Source organism: Terracoccus luteus (genome assembly GCF_003635045.1).
Classification (GTDB): domain Bacteria; phylum Actinomycetota; class Actinomycetes; order Actinomycetales; family Dermatophilaceae; genus Terracoccus; species Terracoccus luteus.
In genome coordinates, this window is sequence record NZ_RBXT01000001.1 from 2002281 (window position 1) to 2025969 (window position 23689).

At 73.1% G+C, this 23689-nt stretch carries 23 protein-coding genes; 6 read left to right on the top strand and 17 right to left on the bottom strand.

All coding sequences use genetic code 11. The features are described from left to right. Positions 1 to 69: 69 nt before the first annotated feature. A complete protein-coding gene (glmS, locus tag DFJ68_RS09110; RefSeq protein ID WP_121032557.1) occupies positions 70 to 1929 on the bottom strand; it encodes a glutamine--fructose-6-phosphate transaminase (isomerizing) in 1860 nt (619 codons plus the stop codon). A 70-nt stretch (positions 1930 to 1999) separates the two neighbouring features. On the opposite strand from glmS, the gene coaA reads away from it, so the two are divergent. Then, positions 2000 to 2977, top strand: coding sequence for a type I pantothenate kinase (coaA, locus tag DFJ68_RS09115; RefSeq protein WP_245963557.1), 978 nt, complete (start codon positions 2000 to 2002; stop codon positions 2975 to 2977). Between the two features lie 492 nt (positions 2978 to 3469). Here coaA and DFJ68_RS18485 read toward each other — a convergent pair whose 3' ends face one another. The 3 genes from DFJ68_RS18485 to DFJ68_RS09130 all read right to left on the bottom strand — a co-directional run bounded on the left by DFJ68_RS18485 (position 3470) and on the right by DFJ68_RS09130 (position 7071). Beyond that, positions 3470 to 4246 carry an aggregation-promoting factor C-terminal-like domain-containing protein gene (locus DFJ68_RS18485; protein WP_147431538.1) on the bottom strand — a complete coding sequence of 259 codons (777 nt, stop codon included), beginning with the start codon at positions 4244 to 4246 and terminating at the stop codon, positions 3470 to 3472. Between the two features lie 340 nt (positions 4247 to 4586). Beyond that, positions 4587 to 5948 (bottom strand): PhoH family protein, encoded by a 1362-nt coding sequence (locus DFJ68_RS09125; RefSeq protein ID WP_121032563.1) that lies wholly within the window; start codon positions 5946 to 5948, stop codon positions 4587 to 4589. 361 nt (positions 5949 to 6309) lie between these two features. Beyond that, positions 6310 to 7071 (bottom strand): isoprenyl transferase, encoded by a 762-nt coding sequence (locus tag DFJ68_RS09130; protein WP_121032565.1) that lies wholly within the window; start codon positions 7069 to 7071, stop codon positions 6310 to 6312. Between the two features lie 241 nt (positions 7072 to 7312). On the opposite strand from DFJ68_RS09130, the gene trhA reads away from it, so the two are divergent. Then, on the top strand, positions 7313 to 8017 hold the full coding sequence (gene trhA, locus DFJ68_RS09135) for a PAQR family membrane homeostasis protein TrhA (protein ID WP_121032567.1): 705 nt from the start codon (positions 7313 to 7315) through the stop codon (positions 8015 to 8017). Between the two features lie 95 nt (positions 8018 to 8112). Here trhA and DFJ68_RS09140 read toward each other — a convergent pair whose 3' ends face one another. Together DFJ68_RS09140 and mca are read right to left on the bottom strand one after the other, a co-directional pair. Next, on the bottom strand, positions 8113 to 8442 hold the full coding sequence (locus DFJ68_RS09140; protein ID WP_121032569.1) for a hypothetical protein: 330 nt from the start codon (positions 8440 to 8442) through the stop codon (positions 8113 to 8115). Further along, positions 8442 to 9530, bottom strand: coding sequence for a mycothiol conjugate amidase Mca (gene mca / locus DFJ68_RS09145; protein WP_338067416.1), 1089 nt, complete (start codon positions 9528 to 9530; stop codon positions 8442 to 8444). Before mca ends, DFJ68_RS09140 begins: the two co-directional genes overlap by 1 nt. A gap of 203 nt (positions 9531 to 9733) precedes the next feature. Between mca and DFJ68_RS09150 the strand changes: the two genes are divergently transcribed. After that, the gene (locus tag DFJ68_RS09150) at positions 9734 to 10093 is read left to right on the top strand and encodes a DUF4307 domain-containing protein (RefSeq protein WP_121032573.1); all 360 of its coding nucleotides are present in this window, start codon (positions 9734 to 9736) and stop codon (positions 10091 to 10093) included. A gap of 163 nt (positions 10094 to 10256) precedes the next feature. After that, positions 10257 to 10742 (top strand): transcription elongation factor GreA, encoded by a 486-nt coding sequence (gene greA / locus DFJ68_RS09155; protein ID WP_121035243.1) that lies wholly within the window; start codon positions 10257 to 10259, stop codon positions 10740 to 10742. A gap of 147 nt (positions 10743 to 10889) precedes the next feature. Here the strand turns inward: greA and DFJ68_RS09160 are convergent, their stop codons facing one another. From DFJ68_RS09160 to DFJ68_RS09185, 6 genes are all read right to left on the bottom strand, one after another. Next, positions 10890 to 11234, bottom strand: coding sequence for a hypothetical protein (locus DFJ68_RS09160; RefSeq protein WP_147431539.1), 345 nt, complete (start codon positions 11232 to 11234; stop codon positions 10890 to 10892). 271 nt (positions 11235 to 11505) lie between these two features. Beyond that, entirely contained in the window at positions 11506 to 12684 is a 1179-nt protein-coding gene (locus DFJ68_RS09165; RefSeq protein ID WP_121032577.1) for a cystathionine gamma-synthase, read from the bottom strand. 123 nt (positions 12685 to 12807) lie between these two features. Continuing rightward, positions 12808 to 13437 carry a response regulator gene (locus DFJ68_RS09170; RefSeq protein ID WP_121032579.1) on the bottom strand — a complete coding sequence of 210 codons (630 nt, stop codon included), beginning with the start codon at positions 13435 to 13437 and terminating at the stop codon, positions 12808 to 12810. Beyond that, positions 13434 to 14819 carry a sensor histidine kinase gene (locus DFJ68_RS09175; RefSeq protein ID WP_147431540.1) on the bottom strand — a complete coding sequence of 462 codons (1386 nt, stop codon included), beginning with the start codon at positions 14817 to 14819 and terminating at the stop codon, positions 13434 to 13436. Before DFJ68_RS09175 ends, DFJ68_RS09170 begins: the two co-directional genes overlap by 4 nt. Positions 14820 to 14866: 47 nt before the next feature. Then, the gene (locus DFJ68_RS18490; protein ID WP_211333309.1) at positions 14867 to 15322 is read right to left on the bottom strand and encodes a hypothetical protein; all 456 of its coding nucleotides are present in this window, start codon (positions 15320 to 15322) and stop codon (positions 14867 to 14869) included. A 37-nt stretch (positions 15323 to 15359) separates the two neighbouring features. Further along, entirely contained in the window at positions 15360 to 15818 is a 459-nt protein-coding gene (locus DFJ68_RS09185; RefSeq protein ID WP_121032583.1) for a hypothetical protein, read from the bottom strand. 166 nt (positions 15819 to 15984) lie between these two features. Here DFJ68_RS09185 and DFJ68_RS09190 point away from each other — a divergent pair, with 166 nt between their 5' ends. Beyond that, on the top strand, positions 15985 to 16512 hold the full coding sequence (locus DFJ68_RS09190; protein ID WP_211333311.1) for a hypothetical protein: 528 nt from the start codon (positions 15985 to 15987) through the stop codon (positions 16510 to 16512). Here DFJ68_RS09190 and DFJ68_RS09195 read toward each other — a convergent pair. From DFJ68_RS09195 to DFJ68_RS09215, 5 genes are all read right to left on the bottom strand, one after another. Continuing rightward, on the bottom strand, positions 16501 to 19311 hold the full coding sequence (locus DFJ68_RS09195) for an FAD/NAD(P)-binding protein (RefSeq protein ID WP_121032585.1): 2811 nt from the start codon (positions 19309 to 19311) through the stop codon (positions 16501 to 16503). The genes DFJ68_RS09190 and DFJ68_RS09195 overlap by 12 nt on opposite strands. Positions 19312 to 19424: 113 nt before the next feature. After that, a complete protein-coding gene (locus DFJ68_RS09200) occupies positions 19425 to 20225 on the bottom strand; it encodes an amino acid ABC transporter ATP-binding protein (RefSeq protein WP_121032587.1) in 801 nt (266 codons plus the stop codon). Beyond that, positions 20222 to 20890: an amino acid ABC transporter permease gene (locus DFJ68_RS09205; RefSeq protein ID WP_121032589.1), complete on the bottom strand. Its 669-nt coding sequence runs from the start codon at positions 20888 to 20890 to the stop codon at positions 20222 to 20224. Before DFJ68_RS09205 ends, DFJ68_RS09200 begins: the two co-directional genes overlap by 4 nt. Further along, on the bottom strand, positions 20887 to 21732 hold the full coding sequence (locus DFJ68_RS09210; protein ID WP_121032591.1) for an amino acid ABC transporter substrate-binding protein: 846 nt from the start codon (positions 21730 to 21732) through the stop codon (positions 20887 to 20889). The genes DFJ68_RS09205 and DFJ68_RS09210 overlap by 4 nt, the downstream gene beginning before the upstream one ends. 196 nt (positions 21733 to 21928) lie before the next feature. Beyond that, positions 21929 to 22984, bottom strand: coding sequence for a GNAT family N-acetyltransferase (locus DFJ68_RS09215; RefSeq protein WP_121032593.1), 1056 nt, complete (start codon positions 22982 to 22984; stop codon positions 21929 to 21931). Positions 22985 to 23107: 123 nt separating this feature from the next. Between DFJ68_RS09215 and DFJ68_RS09220 the strand changes: the two genes are divergently transcribed. Beyond that, positions 23108 to 23686 (top strand): P-loop nucleotide/nucleoside kinase family protein, encoded by a 579-nt coding sequence (locus DFJ68_RS09220; RefSeq protein ID WP_121032595.1) that lies wholly within the window; start codon positions 23108 to 23110, stop codon positions 23684 to 23686. Positions 23687 to 23689: the final 3 nt, after the last annotated feature.

The window sequence follows — 23689 nt, forward strand, 5'->3', positions numbered from 1 at the left end:
CCGCCCACCGGCATCCGGGCCCTCACGGCGCCACGGCTCGCACCGGGCGACGCCCGGCCACCGCGCGGGTCACTCGACCGTGACCGACTTGGCGAGGTTGCGCGGCTGGTCGACGTCGAGGCCCTTGGCCGTCGAGAGCCAGAGCGCGAACACCTGGAGCGGGACGACGGTGAGCAGCGGCGCGAGCAGCGGGGCGGTGGCGGGCACCCGGATGACCTCGTCGGCGAAGGGCTCGACGGCCTCGTCACCCTCCTCGGCGATGACGAGGGTGCGGGCACCGCGCGCGCGGATCTCCTGGATGTTGCTGACGACCTTGCCGTGCAGGCCGTGCTCGCTCGTCGGCGACGGCACGACGACGAACACCGGCTGGCCCGGCTCGATGAGGGCGATCGGCCCGTGCTTCAGCTCGCCGGCGGCGAAGCCCTCGGCGTGGATGTACGCCAGCTCCTTGAGCTTGAGGGCACCCTCGAGGGCGACGGGGTAGCCGACGTGGCGGCCGAGGAAGAGCACCGAGCGGCTGTCGGCCATGAAGCCGGCGATCTCCTTGACGCGGTCCATCTGGCCGAGCAGCGTCTCGATCTTCTCGGGCACCTGGCCGAGCTCCTTCATCACCGACTGGGCGTCGTCGGCGTAGGAGCCACCACGCAGCTGCGCGAGGTAGAGACCGAGCACGTAGCAGCACGTGATCTGGGCGAGGAACGCCTTCGTCGAGGCGACCGCGATCTCGGGGCCGGCGTGCGTGTAGAGCACGGCGTCGGACTCGCGCGGGATCGTCGAGCCGTGGGTGTTGCAGATGGAGATCGTCATGGCGCCGATGTCGCGGGCGTGCTTGACGGCCATGAGGGTGTCCATCGTCTCGCCCGACTGGCTGATCGACACGACGAGGGTCCGCTCGCTGACGATCGGGTCGCAGTAGCGGAACTCGTGGGCGAGGGCGACCTCGACGGGGATGCGGGTCCAGTGCTCGATCGCGTACTTGGCCACCATGCCGGCGTAGGCGGCGGTGCCGCACGCGACGACGATGATGCGGTCGACGGCCTTGAGCTGCTCCTCGGAGATGTTCATCTCGTCGAGCACGAGCCGGCCGGACTCGTCGGTGCGCCCGAGGAGGGTATCGGCGACGGCGTGCGGCTGGTCGTGGATCTCCTTCTCCATGAACGTCGCGTAGCCGCCCTTCTCGGCGGCGGCGGCATCCCACGTCACCTCGTAGGCCTTGCCCTCGGCGGGGGTGCCGTCGAAGTTCGTCACCGTGGCGCCGTCGGGCGTGATGGTGACGATCTGGTCCTGGTCGAGCTCGAGGGCGTTGCGGGTGTACCCGATGAAGGCGGCGACGTCGCTGCCCAGGTAGTTGGCGTCGTCACCGAGGCCGACGACGAGCGGGCTGTTGCGGCGGGCACCGACGACGACGCCGGGCTGGTCGGCGTGCACCGCGAGCAGGGTGAAGGCCCCCTCGAGGTCGGCGACGACGGCGCGCATGGCCTCGGTGAGGTCACCGTGGGTCGTGTACGCCTTGGCGACGAGGTGGGCGACGACCTCGGTGTCGGTCTCGCTCGTGAACTGCACGCCCTCGGCCAGCAGGGCGCGCTTGAGCGAGTGGAAGTTCTCGATGATCCCGTTGTGGATGAGGGCGAGCTTGCCGTCGTCGCCGCCACGGTGGGGGTGCGCGTTCTCGTCGGTGGGGCCGCCGTGGGTGGCCCAGCGGGTGTGGCCGATGCCCGTCGACGACGGCGGCAGCGCGTGGGCGTCGATGTCGGCCCGGAGGTTCACGAGCTTGCCCGACTTCTTGCGGGTCTCGACGTGGTCGCCGTCGATGAGTGCGACCCCGGCGGAGTCGTACCCGCGGTACTCGAGGCGGGCCAGGCCCTCCATGACGACGTCGAGCGCCGTCCCGTCCACGGTCCGACCGACGTACCCCACGATTCCGCACATGGCGCACAGCCTACGGGCTGGGCGCACGCCCCTCCGACACCTGCGACACGGGGTCCGACACAATGGCGGAGTGTCGAACACAGCAGCGCCGCCGGGGGTGACGGGCGCCACGTCGGTCCCCTCGCCGTACGTCGAGCTCGACCGGGCCGCCTGGTCCCGGCTGCGCCGCAACCAGCCGCTGGCGCTCGACGAGAACGACCTGGCCCGCCTCTCCGGGCTCGGTGACCGCATCGACCTGCGCGAGGTCGAGGAGGTCTACCTCCCCCTCTCGCGGCTGCTCAACTTCTACGTCGGGGCGACCCGGCAGCTGCACTCGGTGGCCACCGACTTCCTCGGCGAACGGCCGGCCATGACGCCGTTCGTCATCGGCGTGGCGGGGTCGGTCGCGGTCGGCAAGTCGACGACCGCCCGCATCCTGCGCGAGATGCTCGCCCGCTGGCCCGACACCCCCCGCGTCGAGCTCGTGACGACGGACGGCTTCCTGCTGCCCAACGCCGAGCTCGAGCGCCGCGGCCTCATGCGCCGCAAGGGCTTCCCGGAGTCGTACGACCGGCGGGCGCTGCTGCGCTTCGTCACGGAGGTGAAGTCGGGCAAGGCCGAGGTGAGCGCCCCGGTGTACTCGCACCTCACCTACGACATCGTGCCCGACGAGCGCATCGTCGTGCGCCAGCCCGACGTCCTCATCGTCGAGGGCCTCAACGTGCTCCAGGCGCCGCAGGTGCACCCCGTGCGCGGGGCCGGGCTGGCGGTGAGCGACTTCTTCGACTTCTCGGTCTACGTCGACGCCTGGGTCGACGACGTGCGCAACTGGTACGTCGACCGGTTCCTGCGGCTGCGCCAGACGGCGTTCGCCGACCCCGACAGCTACTTCCACCGGTACGCGGCGCTCAGTGACGAGGAGGCCGCCGAGACGGCGAACCGCATCTGGCGCGAGATCAACGGGCCCAACCTCGTCGAGAACATCCTGCCGACACGGTCGCGGGCGACGCTCGTGCTGTCGAAGGGCGAGAACCACGAGGTCCGCAGGGTCCGGCTCCGCAAGATCTGACGGCGCACGGTTCGCGCCACGGCCCGATCCCGGACACGCGTTTGCGGCAGGCTCCGTCCGGAACCCCGCCACGGCCCGATCTCGGACACCCGGGATGCCGGAACCGTGTCCGTAACCGCGCCACGGCCCGCTCTCGGACACCCGGGATGCCGGAACCGCGCCACGGCCCGTTTTCGGACACGCGTACGCCGGACCCGTGTCCCCACCCGCGCCACGGCCCGATTTCGGACACCCGGACGCTCCAACCTTGTCCATAACCGCGCCACGGCTGGAAAAGGAGCGGGGTTTCGGGGGGTTCGGCCTTCCCAACGCCCGCCACGGCTGGAAAACGAGCACGCCCTGCGGGTCCCACCGTCCGAACGCCCGCCACGGCTGGAAAAATGAGCACGCCCTGACGGGTCCGGCTGTCCTAAATCGCGCCACGGCTCGAAAAGGGGCGAATGCCGAGGACGATCAGCCCGGATGCCGGCCGGTGCCCGGGTCAGGGGCCGGTCAGTACCAGTGCGGGCTGCGGGCCTGCCACTGGCTCCACGCGTTGCACGGCGAGCCGTAGCTCATGTCGATGTACCAGAGTCCCCACTTGATCTGGGTGACCGGGTTGGTGCGGTAGTCGGCGCCGAACTGGGCCATCTTGCGGGCCGGGAGCGACTGCGGGATGCCGTAGGCGCCCGAGCTGCTGTTCTCGGCCGACCAGCGCCAGTCGCTCTCGCCGTTCCAGAGGTTGACGAGGCAGCCGAACTGGGCGTCGCTCGTCCATCCGTGCTCGGCCATGAGCTGGCGCGCGACCGCCTGCGGGTCGCTGCGGGCGTCGGCCACGGCCGCAGCCTGCTTCGCCTCCGTGGCGGCCTGGGCCTTGCGCGCCGCCTCGAGGGCTGCCTGCTGCCGGGCTTCCTGCGCCTTCTTGGCAGCCGCCGCCTTGTCCGCCGCGGCCTTCTTGGCCGCTGCGGCCGCGGCCTGCTTCGCCTTGGCGTCGGCCGCGGCCTTGTCCGCCGCGGCGTCGGCGGTGCTCGTCCCCAAGGGGGTACGGGCGTCGCTGCGCGAGACCGCCATGCCGAGCCGGTAGCTCGTGTCGACCACGGAGGTCGCGGCCGCGACGGGCGTGGTCGGGGTGTCGTCGCCGGCACGCGCGGCACCGGTGGCGGCGACGAGGCCGACGCCGATCGCGGCCAACGCGCCGACCGCGGTCAGCGGCACCATGACGCCTCGGCGAGGGAGGCGGTCGACGGCGCTGCGCCGACGGGCCGCCGGCGCGGCCGGCTGGGTCGACACCGGCATCCCCTCGTCGTCCGTCGAGGACGCGGAGGGCGCGGACAACGCCGACGGTGCGGACGTGGTCGCGGTGACCTGGTGCCGGGCAGAACGGTGCCGGCCTTCGTAGCGTGCCATGGAGAGTGCGGGCGCCTTTCTCGGTGGGCTCAGGCGGCAGCCGGCGGACGTCGTGGACGACGTCTCGTCGATGCCTGGCCCTCGGGGCCGCCCCTGTCATCGAGTCCGGTGATGCTGCCGCTGAAAGATAACGATTCGAACACCACGGTGACATCCGGCCCCGCGGAGAAGCAAATCGCGCCTCCCCGCGGGGCCGCGCCGGTCGCTGCGACCGGGCGCCGGCTCAGGCCTCCAGGCCCTCGAGCAGATCGGTGACGAGCGCGGCGATGGGGCTGCGCTCCGACCGGGTGAGGGTGACGTGCGCGAAGAGCGGGTGGCCCTTGAGCTTCTCGATGACCGCGGCCACCCCGTCGTGCCGACCGACGCGGAGGTTGTCGCGCTGGGCGACGTCGTGGGTGAGCACGACCTTGCTGTTCTGGCCGATGCGCGACAGCACGGTGAGCAGGACGTTGCGCTCGAGGCTCTGGGCCTCGTCGACGATGACGAAGGCGTCGTGCAGCGAGCGGCCACGGATGTGCGTGAGCGGCAGCACCTCGAGCAGGCCGCGGTCCATGACCTCCTCGACGACCTCGGTCGAGACGAGCGCGCTCAGGGTGTCGAAGACCGCCTGGCCCCAGGGGTTCATCTTCTCGGCCTCGGTGCCGGGCAGGTAGCCGAGCTCCTGCCCGCCGACCGCGAAGAGCGGGCGGAAGACGATGACCTTGCGCTGCACCCGCCGCTCCATGACCGACTCGAGCCCGGCGCACAGCGCGAGCGCCGACTTGCCCGTGCCGGCGCGGCCGCCGAGGCTGACGATGCCGACGTCGGGGTCGAGCAGCAGGTCGAGGGCGATGCGCTGCTCGGCGCTGCGGCCGTGCAGCCCGAAGGCGTCCCGGTCACCGCGCACGAGGCGGATCTGCTTGTCGGCCCCGACCCGACCCAGGCCACTGCCGCGGGGCGAGAGCAGCACGAGGCCCGTGTGGCAGGGCAGCTCGGCCGCCGCGGCGTGCTCGATGCGGCCGCGGTCGTAGAGCTGGTCGAGCTCGTCGGTGCTCACCTCGAGCTCGTGGATGCCGGTCCACCCGGTGTCGACGCCCTGCTCGGCGCGGTACTCCTCGGCCTCCAGGCCGCAGGCCGACGCCTTGACCCGCATCGGGAGGTCCTTCGAGACGATGGTCACGTCGTGCCCCTCGTCGGCGAGGTTGCGCGCCACGGCGAGGATGCGGGTGTCGTTGTCGCCGAGCCGGAACCCGGGCGGCAGCGCGGACGGGTCGGTGTGGTTGAGCTCGACCCGCAGGCTGCCGCCGACGGTGCCGACCTCGACCGGCCGGTCGAGGCGCCCGGCGCTGATGCGCAGGTCGTCGAGCAGTCGCAGCGCCTGACGCGCGAAGAACCCCAGCTCGGGGTGGTGCCGTTTGGCCTCGAGCTCGGTCACGACCACCACCGGCAGCACGACCTCGTGCTCGGCGAAACGGACCATGGCCTTGGGGTCGGACAGCAGCACCGACGTGTCGATGACGTACGTCTTGCGGCCGGGGACACCGGCCGGGGCGACGTCGCGCTCGGTCGTGGTCGTCGACGAGGTGGCAGAGGTCTTCGAAGCCATGTCCCACTCCTACGGCGCGCGACGAGCGCGCGCCTGGTCGCTTCCGAGGTGCCGGGCGGCCACCGGAGGGTGGCACGGAGCCCGACCCTCCGTCCGAAGCGATCGCTCCATCGGTGGGCCTCCTGGGAGTGCCGGACGGGTGTCCTGCACTGCTCCGACCGTACGTCCGACCACCGACACTCACGGCCGACACGACGACGTGTCATGAGAGTTCACGTCCCCGTAACGCGTCGGCGAAGGGCCATCGCGCCGGATGCCGGTCACTCCCGTCACACCCGCCCCGGCACCCTCGTACGTCCCGCCCGTCACGAGCCGTCACCGCCCGTCAACGGCGACGACGACGGCGTCGACCCGACGGCGGTCAGGCCCCGTGGCGGCGGTGCCGGCCGGCGTAGGCGCGCAGGGCCCGGAGGAAGTCGACGTGGCGGAAGTCGGGCCAGTACGCCTCGCAGAAATAGAACTCGGAGGTCGCGCTCTGCCAGAGCAGGAACCCGCCGAGCCGCTGCTCCCCCGACGTGCGGATGACGAGGTCGGGGTCGGGCTGGCCCTTGGTGTAGAGGTGCTCGGCGATGTCCTCGACCGTGAGCTCGGCGGCGATCTGCTCGAGCGGGAGGCCCGCGGCGCCACGCGCGAGCAGGAGGTCGCGCACGGCATCCGCGATCTCCCGGCGACCGCCGTAGGCCACGGCGCAGTTGACGACCATGCCCGTGACGTCCGCGGTGAGCTCGGCCGACTCCTTGAGCGAGGCGGCGGTCTCCGGCGGGAGCAGGGCGGTCGCGCCCGCGATGCGCACGTGCCAGCGCCCGGTGCGGGCGAGGTCGGCGACGGCGTTCTCGATGATGCCCAGCAGCGGGGTCAGCTCGGCCGACGCACGGCCCAGGTTGTCGGTCGAGAGCAGCCAGAGAGTGACGTACTCGACGCCCGCCTCCTCGCACCACTCGAGCAGGGAGACGATCTTGTCGGCGCCCGCCTGGTGGCCCGACGCCGTGCCCGCCCCGCGGGCGCGGGCCCACCGGCGGTTGCCGTCGAGCATGACGGCGACGTGCCTCGGCAGTGCCTCCTGCGGCAGCCCCTTGAGGACCCGGCGCTCGTACGCGCCGTAGACCACATCGCGCCACCCCACGGGGCCTCCTCGCCGTCGGTCGACGCCCGGTGCGGCCGGGCAGGACAGCTCAAACCGTACCCCCCGGGTGTGCCGCGACGGCCCCGGCCACCGTGTGGTCAGAGTGTCGTACGGTGCAGGAGGGGTGGGGGTGACGGGTGCGGCGCGCGACAGCCCCGCACGCCCTCGCCGACCCGCCCGCGTCCACGGCCGGCGAACCTACGGTTCCGTAACCTACGGTGTCGTAGGTTAGACTCGGCCCATGAGCGAACGCACCGACCGACCTGCACCGAGCGCCGGCTCCACCTCCGGCATCGTCGCCGCGGTCAAGCCCCGCCTACGGGGCTGGCTGCACCTCGTCATGTTCCCGCTCGCGCTGCTCGGTGGCCTCGTGCTTGTCGTCGTGTCCGACCCGGGCACCGTCCGCACGGCCTCGATCGTCTTCACGGTGAGCGCCGCCCTGCTGTTCGGCGTCTCGGCGGTCTACCACCGCGGCACGTGGGGCCCGCGGATGGCCGCCCTGCTCAAGCGCTTCGACCACTCGAACATCTACCTCATCATCGCGGGCACGTACACGCCGTTCGCGGTGACGCTGCTGCCCGGTGACCAGGCCCGCCTGCTGCTCACCGTCATCTGGGGCGGCGCCATCGCCGGCGTGCTCTTCCGCATCTTCTGGGTCGGGGCGCCGCGCTGGCTCTACACCGCGCTCTACATCGCCCTCGGCTGGGCCGCGATCTTCTACGTCGTGCCGTTCTGGCAGTCGGGCGGGCCGCTCATCGGCTCCCTCATCGGCCTCGGCGGGCTGCTCTACACCGCCGGCGGCATCGTCTACGGCATCAAGCGGCCCAACCCGTGGCCGCGCTGGTTCGGCTTCCACGAGGTGTTCCACGCCTTCACCCTCGGCGGCTTCATCACCCACTTCATCGCCGTCACCCTCGCCGTGATCGGCTACCAGGCCGCGACCTGAGCCGACGCGACCTGGCCGGATGCAGACGTCCGCGTGCCCTGTGGGCACGCGGACGTCGCGTTTGCGGGGTAGGCCGAGTCGGCAGAACGGCCGGATCAGGCGCGCGGGCCGGTCCCGTCGGCGGTCCCGTCGGCCTCGCCGTCAGCCGACCCCGGCGCCCGACCAGGGGTCGCGTCCTGGTCCACCCGCGAGTCGTCGCCGGTCTCGGATGCCGGCCGCCCGGCATCCGTCGTCGTCTGGCCGTCCGTGCGGGTGGGCAGGCTGCGGGTGGGCGTCGTGCCCGCCCGGTCGCGCTCACGGTAGGCCATGCGGCGCAGCCGGCCGTTCATGTTGCGCACGAGCAGCCACAGCGCGAGCGCCATGACGAAGAAGGCCACGAAGCCGCCGAAGCCGGGGCCGATCGGGAGGTTGCCGCCGTCGCCCATCAGTCGCCCTCCACCCGTGCCGCGGGTCGGCGGTCGGCCGGGACCGTGACGCCGTCGTCGCTGTCGGTGTCGTGGGTGGCGTCGCTGTCGGTGTCGTCGAGCTCGCGCGCCTCCTCGACCGCGTCGTCGACGGCCTCCTCGATGGCGTCCTCGCTCGGCTCGTCGGACAGCTCGCCGACCCGGCCGTCGTGCACGAGCTCGTGGTCGCGACGGACGGCGCGAGCGTCAGCGGCCTCGACGCTCTCGAGCCCGGCGAAGAGGTCGTCCTCGTCGTCGGGGACGGGGACGTACGACACCGCGAGCTCGAACTCCTCGACGCCCCACACCCGCTGCTGCAGCTCCATCGGCACCTTGAACCAGAACCCGTCGGGGTCGACCTGGGTGGCGTGCGCGCGGAGGGCGCGGTCGCGGGTCTCGAAGTACTCGCCGCACGGGACCGGCGTGACGCGTCCGCCCTGTCGGCGGGGCTGCCAGTTCGCGAGCCAGTCTGTGTAGGGGCTCTCGAGCCCCTCGTCGAGCATCGCCTGGTGCAGGGCGACGAGGCGGTCCTTCGTCCAGCCGCCGTTGTAGTAGATCTTCAGCGGCTGCCAGGGCTCGCCCGCGTGCGGGTAGCGCTCGGGGTCGCCGGCCGCCTCGAAGGCCGCCATCGAGACGGTGTGACACATGACGTGGTCGGGGTGGGGGTAGCCACCCTTCTCGTCGTAGGTCGTCATGACGTGCGGGCGGAACTCGCGGATCACGCGCACGAGGGCCTCGGTCGTGACCTCGAGGTCCTCGAGGGCGAAGCACCCCTCGGGCAGCGGCGGCAGCGGGTCACCCTCGGGCAGACCGGAGTCGACGAAGCCGAGCCACGTGTGCTCGCAGCCGAGCACCTGCTGGGCCGCCTTCATCTCGTCACGCCGCACCTGCGTCAGGTCGCGCAGGATGTGGGCGTCGTTCTTCAGCTTCTCGTTGAGGATGTCACCGCGCTCGCCGCCCGTGCACGACACGACACGCACCGTCGCGCCCGCCGCCACGTACTTCGCCGTCGTCGCGGCGCCCTTGCTCGACTCGTCGTCGGGGTGCGCGTGCACCGCCATCAGCCTCATGCCCTGAACCACGTCGTGCTGCTCGTCTCTGGTCGTCGGTCGCGGCGCCGTCGGCGCCGCTCGTCGTGCGGTCCGGTCGTACCCGCCCCGGCCCGGCTGGGCCGGCCACCCGGTCCGGGAGCCGGGCCGTCCGTGGGGGACACTGGACCCCTCCCATCCTCTCACCACCACCAGCCACCACCGTCACCGACGAAGGACCCGCCGTGCCCCTCCCCCGCCCCGCCCCCGGCACCGCCAAGTGGTGGGTCGTCGGCGCCGTCGGCATCGCCCTCGGGGTGGCCATGTCGATCTACTGGGGGCTCCATGCGACGGTGGGTCTGCCCACCTGGCAGACGGTCAGCTACAAGGTGGTCGACGACCGCAGCGTCCGGGTCGACTTCGAGGTGACCAACCCCGGCGGCACAGCGCTGACGTGCACGGTTCAGGCGCTGGCGCAGGACTTCTCGACCGTCGGCACCGTGCGCGTGGCCGTCCCGGCGTCAGGGAACGAGCGTTCGGAGCACCGGGTCACGCTGCGCACGACCTCGCGCGCGGTCACCGGCGAGGTCAGGACCTGCGAGTAGCCCGCTTGCTACACTGGTCGCTTCATCAGGGCCGCGACCGGGCGGTCACGCAGTCCGCCCTCGGGGCGGGTGACACCGGTCGGGCTCTTTCTGTGTAGGACCGACGTCGACACCCGGCGCCCCCGCGACCGTGCGTGGGCGCCGGATCGCAATAGGAGTGACCGTGACCGAGACCGCTGCTGGCTTCCTGACCCAGGAGGCCCACGACCGCCTCAAGGCAGAGCTCGACCAGCTGACCGGCGAGGGTCGCCTCGAGATCGCCCGCAAGATCGAGGAGGCCCGCGAGGAGGGCGACCTCAAGGAGAACGGCGGCTACCACGCCGCTCGCGAGGAGCAGGGCAAGATGGAGGCCCGCATCCGCCAGATCACCGAGCTGCTCCAGACCGCCACGGTGGGCGAGACGCCGGCCGACGACGGCATCGTCGAGCCCGGCATGCTCGTCACCGTCGAGATGTTCGGCGACGAGGAGACCTTCCTGCTCGGCAACCGCGAGATCGCCGACGGCTCCGACCTTCAGGTGTTCTCGGAGAAGTCCGCCATGGGCGCGGCCATCAACGGCAAGAGCGTCGGCGAGACCACGAGCTACGAGGCCCCCAACGGCAAGACGATCGACGTCAAGGTCCTCGCCGCCAAGCCGTACTCGGCCTGAGACCCGGCCGCCCGGGCTGACCGGGCCCCCGCGCACGACCCGACGGGCCGGCATCCTGCACCGCGCAGGATGCCGGCCCGCTCGCTATCGTCGAGAGGCCACTTCCCGACACCCCTCCAACCGTCGAGAGGCCACTTGTCGACAGCGTCAGCGGGCGCGGCGGCGCCGAGGCCGCTCGAACTGGGGCGGGGCGAAGAACTGTGGCTGGGCTGCCGTCAGGTCGAGCGCGGCGGGGTCGAGGCCGAGGTGGTGCGCCAGCTCGCCCAGCTTCTCCTGACGACCCTCGGGGGTGAACACGTGGTCGGACTCGAGCTCGACCACCGTCCAGCCGTCGTCGCGCAGACCCGCGAACCGGATCTCGTCGGCCGCCCGGTCCGCGTCGCTGGAGTGGGACTCGACCCCTTGAGCCTGGCGCGTCTCCATCGGTGACGCCGACCGGGTGCGCACGAACTGCAGCGCGAACGTGAGCGTGACCTTCCCCCGCGGCCGCACCCGCCGGGTCTCGAGCCCCCGGTGGCCCACGACGGCCCGACGCCGCGATGGCGGTACGGGTGCGGAAGACGGGGCCCAGATCGAGCGGGGGCGCGGGTGAGGACGACATGCGTCGACGGTGGGACGCGCCCGACGTCGGGGGAAGCCGCCGAGGTCTGGCTGGGGACGCGTACGAGAGGCGAACCGGGGGTGTGCACAGCGGCGACGAGCCCGGTCGGGAAGTGGCCACTCGACGGAGTCAGCCTCGTCGGGACGCGGCCACTCGACGGGGTCAGCCGTGGATGTCGAGGGCCTCGCGCAGGTCGGCGATGAGGTCGTCGACGTCCTCGATGCCGACCGAGAGGCGGATGAGGTCGTCGGGGACCTCGAGCTCGGTGCCGGCCACCGAGCTGTGGGTCATCCGCGCGGGGTGCTCGATGAGCGACTCGACGCCACCGAGCGACTCCCCCAAGGTCCAGACGCGCACGGCGGCGCACGCCTTGACCGCGGCGTCCTCGCCCCGCTTCATCCGGAAGCTGACCATGCCGCCGAAGCGCTTCATCTGACGTGCGGCGACGTCGTGGTTGGGGTGTTCGGGCAGGCCCGGGTAGAGCACCTGGCTGACGCCGTCGTGCCCGGTGAGGAAGTCGACGACCTTCTCGGCGTTGTCGCAGTGACGGTCCATGCGCACCGACAGCGTGCGGGCGCCGCGCAGCACGAGCCACGAGTCGAACGGGCCGGCCACGCCGCCGATCGAGTTCTGGTTGAAGGCGATCCGCTCCTCGGCGTCCTCGAACCCCGGCACCTCGACCCGCTTGGCGGTGACGACCGCGCCGCCGACGACGTCGCTGTGCCCGCCGAGGTACTTCGTCGTCGACTGCGTCACGATGTCGGCGCCGAGGGCGAGCGGGTTCTGCAGGTACGGGGTGGCGAAGGTGTTGTCGACGACGAGCACCGCCCCGGCCGCGTGCGCGACCTCGGCGAGCGCCTCGATGTCGGCGACGTTGAGCAGCGGGTTGGTCGGCGTCTCGACCCAGACGATCTTCGTGCTGCCCGGGCGGATGGCGGCGCGCACCGACTCGACGTCACCGACGCGGGCGATGGTGTGCTCGATGCCCTGCGGACGCGCGACCTTGTTGAAGTAGCGGTAGGTGCCGCCGTAGGCGTCGCTCGGCACGACGACGTGGTCGCCGGGCACGAGCAGCGAGCGCGCGATGGTGTCCTGGCCGGCGAGCCCGGAGGCGAAGGCGAAACCGCGACCGCCGCCCTCCAAGGCCGCCAGGCACTCCTCGAGCGCCGTGCGCGTCGGGTTCGCCGAGCGGCTGTACTCGTAGCCGCCCCGGAAGCCGCCGATGCCGTCCTGCTTGTACGTCGAGACCTGGTAGATCGGCGGCACGACCGCACCCGTCGTGGCGTCGGCCTCCTGTCCGGCGTGGATGGCGCGGGTCGAGAAGCCGAGTTCGTCAGACATGTGGCCAGCCTAACGACGCCCCGCCGCCCGCCACGAGCCCGCCTCACCCCCGCGGGCGGGCCCGACGACGTGGTGGACCACGGGCCGAGGCGAGGATGCCGGGTCGCCTGCTCGGTGTGCCCGTCAGGTGATGCCGTGGTCGCGGGCCCACAGCGCCGCGCTCGTGCGGTCGCCCACGCCGATGTGACGGAAGACGTTGCCGAGGTGCACCTTGACGGTTCGCTCCGTGATGCCGAGGGCGCGCCCGATCTGCTTGTTGGCCATGCCGGTCGCGACGAGGGCGAGTACCTGACGCTCGCGCGGGCTGAGGGCCGGCCCACCGTCGCCTCCCCCCGTCGACGGCAGCAGCACCCGGGCCACCCGTGGGTCGATGGGGGCGTGCCCGGCGGCGGCCGCCCGGACCGCGACGACGACGTCGCGCGGCTCGCTGTCCTTGAGCAGGTAGCCGACGGCGCCGGCCTCGAGCGCCGCGGCGACCCGGTTGCTCTCGGCGAAGGAGGTGAGCACGACGACGGCTGCCCGATGGCCCGTCGACCTCAGCGACCGGGTGGCCTCGATCCCGTCGACGACGGGCATCGAGAGGTCCATGAGCACGACGTCTGGAGCGGTCCGTGCGACCACGGCCTCGACCTCCGATCCGTCGGCGGCCTCGCCGACGACCTCCAGGTCGGCCTCGGCGTCGATCACCGCCCGCAGCCCCGCACGCACGAGGCGGTGGTCGTCGACGAGCACGACGCGCACCGGCGCGCTCACGACGCCGACCCCGGCAGTGCGAGCCGCCAGCGGGTGCCGTCGCCCGGCCGCGTCGCGAGCTGCAGCAGCGCCCCCGCGTCGCCCGCGAGGTCGGCCATGACGTGGGTACCGATGTGACCCGACCCGCTCCCGGGGGCGGCCGGGTCAAAGCCGCGGCCGTCGTCGGCGACGTCGAGCACGACGGGTCGACCGGGCGGCGCGTCGGGCTCGAGGTGCAGCGACACCACCACCGTCTCGGCGCCGGCGTGCTTGACGACGTTGCGCAGCGCCTCTCGCGTGACACGGTGCACGACCTGCTGCCGCTCGGGGCTGAGGGCCGTGGCGGCGTCGTGGTCGACGTCGAGCCGCACCCGGATGCCGTGGTGGCCGAGGGGGCGGGTGAGGTCGGCGAGCGAGGCGGCGAGGCCGGCGTCGGCGAGCCGGGCCGGGTAGAGCTCGACGAGGAGAGTACGGAGGCTGGCGACACTGGATCGCACTGTGCCTGCGGCAGATCCGACGTCGTCGGCCAGCTCGGTGCGACCGTCCGCACGCAGGGCGGCCGCGGCGCCGGACACGGCGAGCGAGCTGCCGACGAGGTCCTGCACCGGACCGTCGTGAAGGTCGGCGGCGATGCGGCGGCGCTCGGTCTCCGAGGCGTCGACGGCCCGCTGCAGCAGGGCCTCACGCTGTCGCTGGGCCGCCCCGAGACGGTCGAGCAGGCGCAGCACGACGGGGGCCATGAGCACGAGCAGCAGGAGCAGGCTCGTCGCCAGCACACCCGCGAGCCCACGCCACAGGCCGTCGGCCCGTTGCTGCACCGGCCCGTAGTCGCCGTAGACCTCGAAGAGCAGCTCGGAGCCGTTCGGGGTCCAGACGGGGCGGTACACCTCGAGCAGCTTGCCGCCGTAGCGTTCGAACTCGTTCTCCGAGCTCGAGAGGTCGCTCACCTCGGCGCGCGTCTGCGGGTCGGCCAGGGCGGCGAGCTGGTCGTCGCCGAGCTCGAAACGCTGCCCGACGAGACGGCTCTCGTCGGCGTAGACGACGGTGCCGTCGGGGGCCCACAGCTTGACGCGCACGATGCCGTTCGGCAGCACCGACTCGCGCACGACCCGGTCGAGGGCGGCGCGCGCGGCCGGGTCACCGGTCAGCAGCGAGTCGCGCACGGCGGGCTGCACGACGGCGGTGGCGAGCAGGTTCGTCGTGTTGGCCACGTCGTTGACGGCCTCCCGCTCGGCGAGCCGGCTGGCGGCGAAGGAGGAGCCGACGACGACGAGGACGAACACGCCGAGCGCGGCCAGGCCGAGCTGCAGCAGGGTTCGCCGGCGACCGGGCAACGCCTTGAGGGGCTCGGCCCCGTGACCGTCGGCGACCGTGACCCACGGGACGCCGCCGACCACGGGCACCGGGACCGTGTCGTCCTCGGTGCCCGTGGTCGGGGCTGGTCGTGGTGTCAGTGGTCGTCCCGTCCGGAGTGGCCGGACCCGGAGTGGCCGGACCCGGAGTGGCCGGACCCCGAGTGTCCGGACCCTGAGTCGTCGGACCCCGAGCGACCCGAGCCGGAGCGCCCCGACCGCGAGTCGTCGGAGCCCGAGTCGTCTGACCCGGAACGACCCGAGCCCGAGTGCCCGGAGCCCGAGTCGTCCGAGCCCGAGCGGTCGGTGCGTCGCCCACCGTGGTCGTCACCGGCATCCGTACTGGGGAGCGACGTCACCGAGGTCACCGAGGTCACCGACGGGGCGGGCGTCCGCGTCGCGACGGGGGTGGCGGTGGTTGCCGTGCCCACGACCTGCGCCGAGGCGGGCACCCGGGCCGGGACGCTCTGCGAGAACGAGGCGTTGCCGAGCAGGCCGAGGGCGGCCGGCACGAAGGCGGCTGCCGCGGCGACGGCGAGAGCGAGGCGTGTCATCGAGCCCATCCTTGTCCGGTGTCGGGTGTCGCGCAGGTCAGCCCGCGTAGGTGACCGAGCCGCGGCACGTCTCACCCGTGGAGACGTTCGTCGCGACCGCCCGGATCACGTCCTGGCCGGCCCGGTTCGCGATGACGCGCTCGACGTCGAACGAGCCGCTCGGCGCCGTCGTGACGCGCGTGCCGGTGAAGACGGTCGTGCCGTTGTCGCTGAGGGTCACCCGCCAGCTCTGCCCGACGCGGTTGCTGTCGACCTCGAGCTCGACCTCGACGCGGCGGTCCTCGTCCTTGGCCTTGAGCTTCCACGCCGCGCCGGACGAGCAGGTGCCGGAGGCGCGCACCTCGGTGTCGTGGCCGCCGGATGCCGACGCGGCCGGGGCGAGCGCCACCCCGCCGGCGACGACGAGGGCGGCGCCGAGGGCCGCCAGAGGGCGGGCGGCGCGTCGGGCCGCGCGGGTGCTGCGGGTGCTGCGGGTGCTGCGGGTGGTGGCGTTCATGGTGGTCCTCCTCGTCGTCCGGCGAGCGCCGGGTGGGCAGCGGATCCGCTGTGCCCTCAGGGTGCGGTGAACGCGTGGGCAGCCGCCATCGGGCGATGGTCCTAGTACCTCCCCGGACGAGCCCCCCGGTGTCCGGTTCGCCCGCTCCACCTGCCTACCCTCGAGCATGGACGCGCACCTGCAGGCCCCGCCGGAGAACCGACGACGCAGGCGCGTCACGCCGTCCGGGGAAGCGGCGCCGTCCCGTCGCGAGCGGCTGCGCCTGTGGCTGCACGTCGAGCCCGCACGCGCCGGACTCGTGCTCGCCTGGGCCGCGTTCACCGTCACCTTCGTCGTCGCGCGCGTCGTCACCGGCCTGATCAAGCTCGGCGACGGCGACACCGGCGACCTCGAGATCGGCGGGGTGCACCTGCACCACTACCTCTGGGGGCTGGTGCTGCTCGTGGTCGTCGCCGTCATGGGCCTCGTCGACCGCAGCGCCCGCACCCGGGGGTGGATGGGTCTGGTGCTCGGCGTCGGTCTCGCCCTCGTCGTCGACGAGATCGCCCTGCTCGTCACGCTCGAGGACGTCTACTGGGAGACCCCCGGCTGGGCCAGCGTGGGCGTCGCCGTCTCGATCATCGGCGTGGCCGGCACGACGCTCGCCCTCACCCGGGGCCGACGCGGCGGAGCCGAGAGCCCCTCAGCGACCTGACGCGGCCGCCCCCAGCAGCGAGCCGCGGCGGCGGGCGTCGAGGGGCGACGGACGACGGTCGAGGCGGGCGTCGAGCAGCCGTGCCGCGGCCTCGGCGCGGCCCGAGCTGACGAGGGCGAAGAGCAGCGTCTCCTCGACCACCTCCCGCTGGGCGGCCGACCCCCCGACCCGCACGAGCTGCGGCTGGAGGTCACCGAGCACGAGCGCCGCCGTGTCCCAGTCACCCTCGCCCGCCGCGAGGAGGCCGTCGCACACCGTCGCGACGACGGTGCGCACGGTCGGGTCGGAGGCCGAGGCGCAGTGCCGACGCAGGGCGGCGAGCCGCCCCAGGTCACCGGCGGCGGCCAGGGCGAGCGCGGAGTGGAGGGCGACGAACGGGGTCTCCGGCCGGTCGACGAGACCCGGCCCCGCGGCATCCAGCACGCTCTGGACGGGCGGGGGCGCGGACTCCCCGACGAAGGCCGACCCGCCCGTGGCGGCGTCCCAGTCGGAGGTCGTGATGCGCCAGCGCCACAGCAGCGACGCCGAGTCGACGAGGGCGCGCACCCCGGTGACCGTGGGCGGCGCCAGCTGGCTGTAGTAGCGCCGGCGCACCGCCTCCGTGTCGCCGGTGGCGAGCTCGTGCAGGGCAGCGTGCCACGAGAAGTGCGCCCGGTGCGACGCCTCCCGGCCGCTCTCGGCCACCCAGTGGTCGAGCCAGACACGACCCGCCTCGTGCCGACCGGTCTCGTACAGGACGTGGGTCTGGGCGTGCACGGCGTGACCCGACGACGGCTCGCAGAAGAGGGCGCTCTCGGCGAGCAGGCCGGCCTCCTCGAAACGGCCCTGGTCCTGCCGCGTGAAGGCGAGCAGCGAGATGTACCACCAGTGGTCGCCGTAGGCCGGGGCGAGTCCGTCGACGAGGTCCCACGCCTCCTGCTGGATGTCGGTGACCCCGGAGAAGGCGATGGTCGGCACCGCCGCGGACACCGCGAGGACGTCACGCGGATGCCGGGCGATGTGGTTCATCAGCGCCCGTGCGCCCTCGTGGCGGGTGTCGTCGACCCGGCGGCCGACGACGTCGACGAGGCTGCGTTCACGGTCGTCACCGCGGCGCAGCACCGCCCGCCGCGCGGCCTGCAGCGACGCGTCGACGTCGGTGTCGGCCCCCGCCTCGTGCCCGAGCATGGCGAGCGCCGCGTGGGCGAGGGCGAAGTCGGGGTCGAGGGCCGCCGCCTCGCGCAGCAGCTCCTCCCCGCCCGACTGCAGACGCATGACGCGCTCCAGCCCGGCGTTGTACCGGGTGGCGGCCTCGGCCGTCGTCGACAGTGGCAGGCCGAGGGGGTCGCGCGGCCGGGCCACAGGGTGCTGGCCGCTCACGAGCCGGCCGTCCTCGAGCCGGCGGGGCTGGGGCGCGACGGCGTCGAGCACCGCGACGGCGACGGCCACGGCCTGGCTGCGGATCTCGGGCACGGCCGTCGACTCCCACAGCTCGCCGCGGCGCAGCGCCCCGAGCGTCCACACCGGGGCGTCGGCGCGGCCGGTCGAGTCGAGCAGGCGAGCGTCGCGGGTTCGCAGGCCCATCCCGGCGGTGGCGGTGCGCGCCAGGGCCACCCCGCCCCGCGGGGTCAGCAGGTCGTCGAGCAGCGGGTCTGCGAGCCGGGTCACGTCGAGGGCCGGCCCCGTGCAGTTGACCACCCAGCCCGCCTCGACGGAGCTCCCGTCGTCGAGCGTGACCCGCAGGCCGCCGGTCGGCAGCGGCTCGGCGTCGGTCACCCGGCCCGTGCGCTGCTCGAGACGACCGGCGTCGGCGAGCCCGCGCAGCACGGCCGCCGAGCTCGGCGGCATCCGGTGGCGGTGACGGTTCCAGCGGCCGGCGTCATGGGCGAGGAACGCGGCGCGGTCGGCCTCCGACAGGCGCTGCCACAGCTCGCTGACGCGGAAGCGCAGGCCGTCCATCGCCGGGCGCCAGTCACCCGTGGAGCCCGACACCCGCCCGACGTACCTCTCGACGTGGCGGCGCAGCTCGTCGAGGGTGCCGCCCCAGTCGTCGACGTCGGGGATGGCGGCGAGCTGCTGTTCCTCGGCGTGCACCGCCGGCAGCTCACCCGTGCGCGAGACCGCGACGACGCGTCGGTCGTCGCGCGTGCCGCCCCGGGTCAACGAGAGCACGACGTCGACCATCGTCAGGCCGGCACCCACGACGAGCACGTCGGCGGGGCCGCGGCGGTCGCGGCGCACGACGTCGAGGGCGCCGGGCGCCCAGGGGTCGGGGACGAAGAAGGGCGAGGCGAGCAGCTCGTCGACGGCCCAGTCGTGTCCGGCGGCCGGCAGCCCGGTCGCGACGACGACGCCGTCGGCGGGCAGCTCGTGACCGTCGGCCAGCTGGACCGTCAGGGCGGCACCGGACCGCCGCAGCCCGGTGGCGCGGGTGCGCACGTGCCGCAGCGAGGCGGTCGCCCCGGCGAGCTCGAACGACTCGCGCACCACCTGTTCGAGGTAGCGACCGAACTGGCGCCGTGGCGCGAACGCCGTTGCCTCCGTGGGCGACCCGTGGTCCTGACGGGCACGCCAGGCGACGAAGTGGCCGGGGTCGGCGGGCAGGGCCGTCATGCCGGATGCCGGCACGTTGAGCAGGTGCTCGTCGTCGGTCGTGCCGAACGCGGTGCCGCGGGCCAGCGTGTCGGCGGGGTCGACGACGACGACGTCGACGGCGCTCCCCCGCTGGTGCGACGTGCGGGCGAGGTGCAGGGCGACGAGGCTGCCCGCCGCTCCCCCACCCACGACGACGACGGTCGGCCGGCCGGACCCGTGCAGCATAATTCATTCCCCCCGAGTATGGATTCGGGCACACCCTGCCACAGCCGGGCCCCGCACGGGACGCTACCGCGCGGTCGGGGTGGCGGGTCGCTGCCCCGACGCCCCGGGCGACCTCAGTCGAGCGGGTCGAGGATGCGGTGCAGGAACTGGCGGGCCCGGTCGGTCGAGGGGTCGGTCAACACCTGGGCCGGCGTCCCGCGCTCGACGACCACCCCGCCGTCCATGAAGAGCACCTGGTCGGCCACCTGCTGGGCGAAGCGGATCTCGTGGGTGACGACGACCATGGTCCACCCCTGGGCGGCGAGGTCCTTCATGACCGACAGCACCTCACCGACGAGCTCGGGGTCGAGGGCCGAGGTGGGCTCGTCGAAGAGCATGAGCTTGGGTCGCACCGCGAGCGCGCGGGCGATGCCGACACGCTGCTGCTGACCGCCCGACAGCTGGTAGGGGTAGGCGTCGGCCTTCTCGGCGAGGCCGACGAGGCGCAGCAGTTCGCGCGCCTCGGTCGCGGCCTGCGCCTGGTCGCGGCCGGAGGCGAGCACCGGCCCGGAGGTGACGTTCTGCAGCACCGTCAGGTGCGGGAACAGGTGGTGCGACTGGAACACCATCCCGCTCTGCGCCCGGAGCGCCGCCACCTGCTTCTTCGTCACGGGGGCCCGCCCGAAGTCGACCTCGACGTCACCGATGCGGACGACGCCGGCATCCGGCACGTCGAGGGCGTTGAGCGAGCGCAGCACCGTCGTCTTGCCCGACCCCGACGGGCCGACGACGACGGTGACGCTGCCGGGGGCGACCTCGAAGTCGATCGAGCGCAGCACGTGGTTGTCGCCGAACGACTTGGCGAGGCCTCTGACGGTGACGAGCGGGCCGCTCTGCGGCGCAACGGGATCGGGGCTGACGGGCGTGGTGCTCATGCGGCGACGTACCTGTTCTCTCGGCGTTCGAGGCGGGCCTGGCCGAACGACAGCACGAGGCACACCACCCAGTAGTAGACCGCGGCGACGCCGTAGAGGGCGAAGAACTGGTACGTGGGGGCGGCCGCCTCCTGCGCCACCCGGAGCAGCTCCGTCACCTGGATGGTCGAGGCGAGCGAGGTGTCCTTGACGAGGGAGATGAGGGTGTTGGACAGCGGGGGCACCGCGGTGCGTGCGGCCTGCGGCAGCACGACGCGGCGCAGCGTCGTCGCGTATCCCATGCCGACGGTCGAGGCCGCCTCCCACTGGCCCTTGGGCACCGACAGGATGGCGGAGCGGATGACCTCGGCCGCGTAGCCACCGACGTTGAGGGTGAAGGCGAGCACGGCCGCCGGGAAGGGGTCGAAGCTGAGCCCGAGCGAGGGCAGGCCGTAGTAGATGATGAACAGCTGCAGCAGCAGCGGCGTGCCGCGCACGACGGAGATGTAGAACCGCGCGACGGCCGCCACGGCGCTGACGGACGACAGGCGCATCAGCGCCACGACGAGGGCCAGGATCAGGCCCAGCACGAAGCTGACGAGCGTCAGCGGGATCGTCGAGGTCACCGTCGCCCGCAGCAGCGGGCCCAACGAGTCGACGATCAGGGTGACCGTCTGGTCGTTCACGACGTGGCGCTGGTCGCGGGCGTCCCGGCACCCGACGGGGCGACAGAGACGTCCTCCTTGAAGTACTTCTCGGAGATGCTCTTGAGGGTGCCGTCCTTCTTGAGGTCGGCGAGGGCGGTGTCGACGGCGCCGACGAGGTCACTGCCCTTGCGGGTGGCGATGACCTGCTGCGAGACGTCACCCGTGCTCGCGGCGATCTTGACGGAGGTGTCGCCGGTCGACTTCTGGTAGTCGAGGATGACGAGGTTGTCGTTGACGGTGGCGTCGACGCGCTTCTGCTTGAGCAGCGTGACGGCCTGAGTGAAGCCCTCGACCGACTCGACCTGCGCGCCGGCGTCCTTGGCGACCTGCGCCCAGTTGCTCGTCAGGCTCTGCGCGGACTTCTTGCCGCTGAGGCCGGCGAGCGAGGTGATCGAGCTGTCGTCGGCGCGGGTGGCGACGACGCCCTCGGAGTACGTGTACGTCGTGCTCAGGCCGTAGAGGCCCTCGCGCTGGGGGTTCTTCGTCACCTGGTTGACGACGACGTCGAAGCGCTTGGCCGACAGCCCGGCGAAGATCGCGTCGAACGGGGTCTCGACGTACTCGACCTTGACGCCGAGCTTGTCCGCCACCGCCTTGGCGACGTCGACGTCGTAGCCGGTGAGCGCGTTGCTGCTCGGGTCGTGGAAGGAGAAGGGCGAGTACGTGCCCTCGGTGCCGACCTTGAGGGTGCCGGCCGACTTCACCGCGGCGAGCTCGGAGTCGCCCGAGCCACCCGAACCGCCCGAGCCACCCCCGCAGGCCGCGAGCACGGCGGTGAGGGCGGTGGCGGCGACGGCGGTGAGGACGGTCCTCGAGCGCATGGGGGGTGTCCTTCTTCTCGGGTGGGCGACGACTCGTCGCGGTCGGTTTCGGGGTGGGCCCGCCGTGGTGGCGGCAGACCCGGTCGTCGAGGCGATGCATAAGCACCGGTTGGCATCGGCATAACGATGGCACGCACGACCGAGGGGGTCCAACCGGCCCGACCCCTGGGACATTCCCCGTCCGGGCCCGGCCTCGTCAGGTGGCCCGCTGCCACTCGCGGCTGTGACCGTCGACGACGTAGCCGAGCCGTCGGTTGACGTCGAGCATGGGCCCGTTCGAGGCGGCGTTCCACGTGCGGATCCGGGTGACGTCGGGCAGTGCCTCCGCGACGCGCCGGGCGTTCGCCGCCTTGAGCCGCAGGCCGAGGCCGTGGCCCCGGTGCTCGCGAAGCACGAGCGTGTCCTGCTGGTAGCCGAGGTCGGGGCTCGAGGCGCTGACCGTGACGGTGGTGAAACCGACGAGACGGCCGGAGGCGACGTGCCGGGCGACGGACTCGACGACGCGGCGGCCGGAAGCGCGGGTCGCCTGCTGTGCCCGGCGCAGGCGCTCGACGTCCCAGACCTCCTCCTCGAGGTCGAGGTCGTCGGCCGGGGCATCGGTGCTCATGCGCTGCTGGAGCACCACCCGGTCGGCGTACCAGGCCTCCGGCATCGTGTCGACGAAGAACTCGACGACGTACCCGTCGCCCCCGGACGGCAGGGGGTCGGTCAAGGGGTCGGTCAAGGGACCGAGCAGGCGGCCGAGCAGGGCCGGGTCGACGGGCAACCGCTGCTCGCTGCGCAGCACCTCCTGACCCACCTCGAACCCGTGTCGTCGGGCGAAGGGCTCCGCGGTGTCGGTGCTCCCGGCCGCCCACTCCGTCTCGACCCGCAGGACGCCGCGGCCCTCGGCCGCGGCCACGCGCTCGGCCTCCGCCAGCAGCGTCGACCCGACGCCGCGGCCCCGCGACGACGGGTCGACGGAGAGCCAGAGCAGCGCCGTGTCACGGTTGTCGTGGACCGGCAGCATGAGCTCGAGCGCACCGACGAGGCGGCCGTCGACGAGGGCGGCCCGGTCGATGCGGCGCTTGTCGCCCGACCGGTGCAGCTCGCGGACCTCCTCGAGGGTCCAGGCGCTGCTGCCCTCGCCGAACAGCTCGACCTGAACCGAGGCGTGCACCCCGATCCAGTCCTGGGCGGCGGCGTCCTGCTCCGGGTCGTGGTCGGCGAGGAGGTCGATCGGGACGACCTGGACGTCGGCGGGCTCGGTCATGCGGTCAGTCTGGACCGCAGGCGTCCCGTCGCGCCACGCCGTATCCCGGGGCACCGGACCGGCACCGGACCGGCACCGGACCGGCACCCCACGACCACCGCTCGGCGGGGTTACCGTCGCGGCGTGGAACCCCTCACGCACCTCGTCTACCTCGTCGGCCCGCCGGCGGTGGGCAAGCTCACCGTCGCGCGCGAGGTCGAACGGCGCACCGGCGCGGTCGTCGTCGACAACCACCTGGTCAACGACCCGGTCTTCGTGCCTGCGGGGGTGGGCCGCGGTCGAGGCATCGAGGGCACCGACGCGCTGCGGCTGCGCGTGCTCGACATCGTCATGGAGGCGGCCGAGCTCGCCCCGCCGGAGGTCAGCCACGTCTTCACGCACTGGCTGCCCGACACCCCGCAGAACGCCGCCCTCGTCGAGCGGCTGCGCTACCTCGCGGGGCGGCGGGGGGCTCACTTCCTGCCCGTCTGGCTCGAGGCCGACCGGGAGGTGCTCCTGCGCAGGGTCGTCGGAGCCGACCGCGCCGCCCGGGCCAAGCTGCGCGACGCCGAGGTGCTGCGCCCGCTGCTCGAGGTCCCCACGCTGCCACCACCACCGGATGCCGTCGTGGTCGACACCACCGACCTCCTGCCCGCGGACGTGGCGGGCAGGATCGTCGGCCGGCTGCCGACGGACGCCACCCCCGAGGGCGTCCGTCGGTAGCGG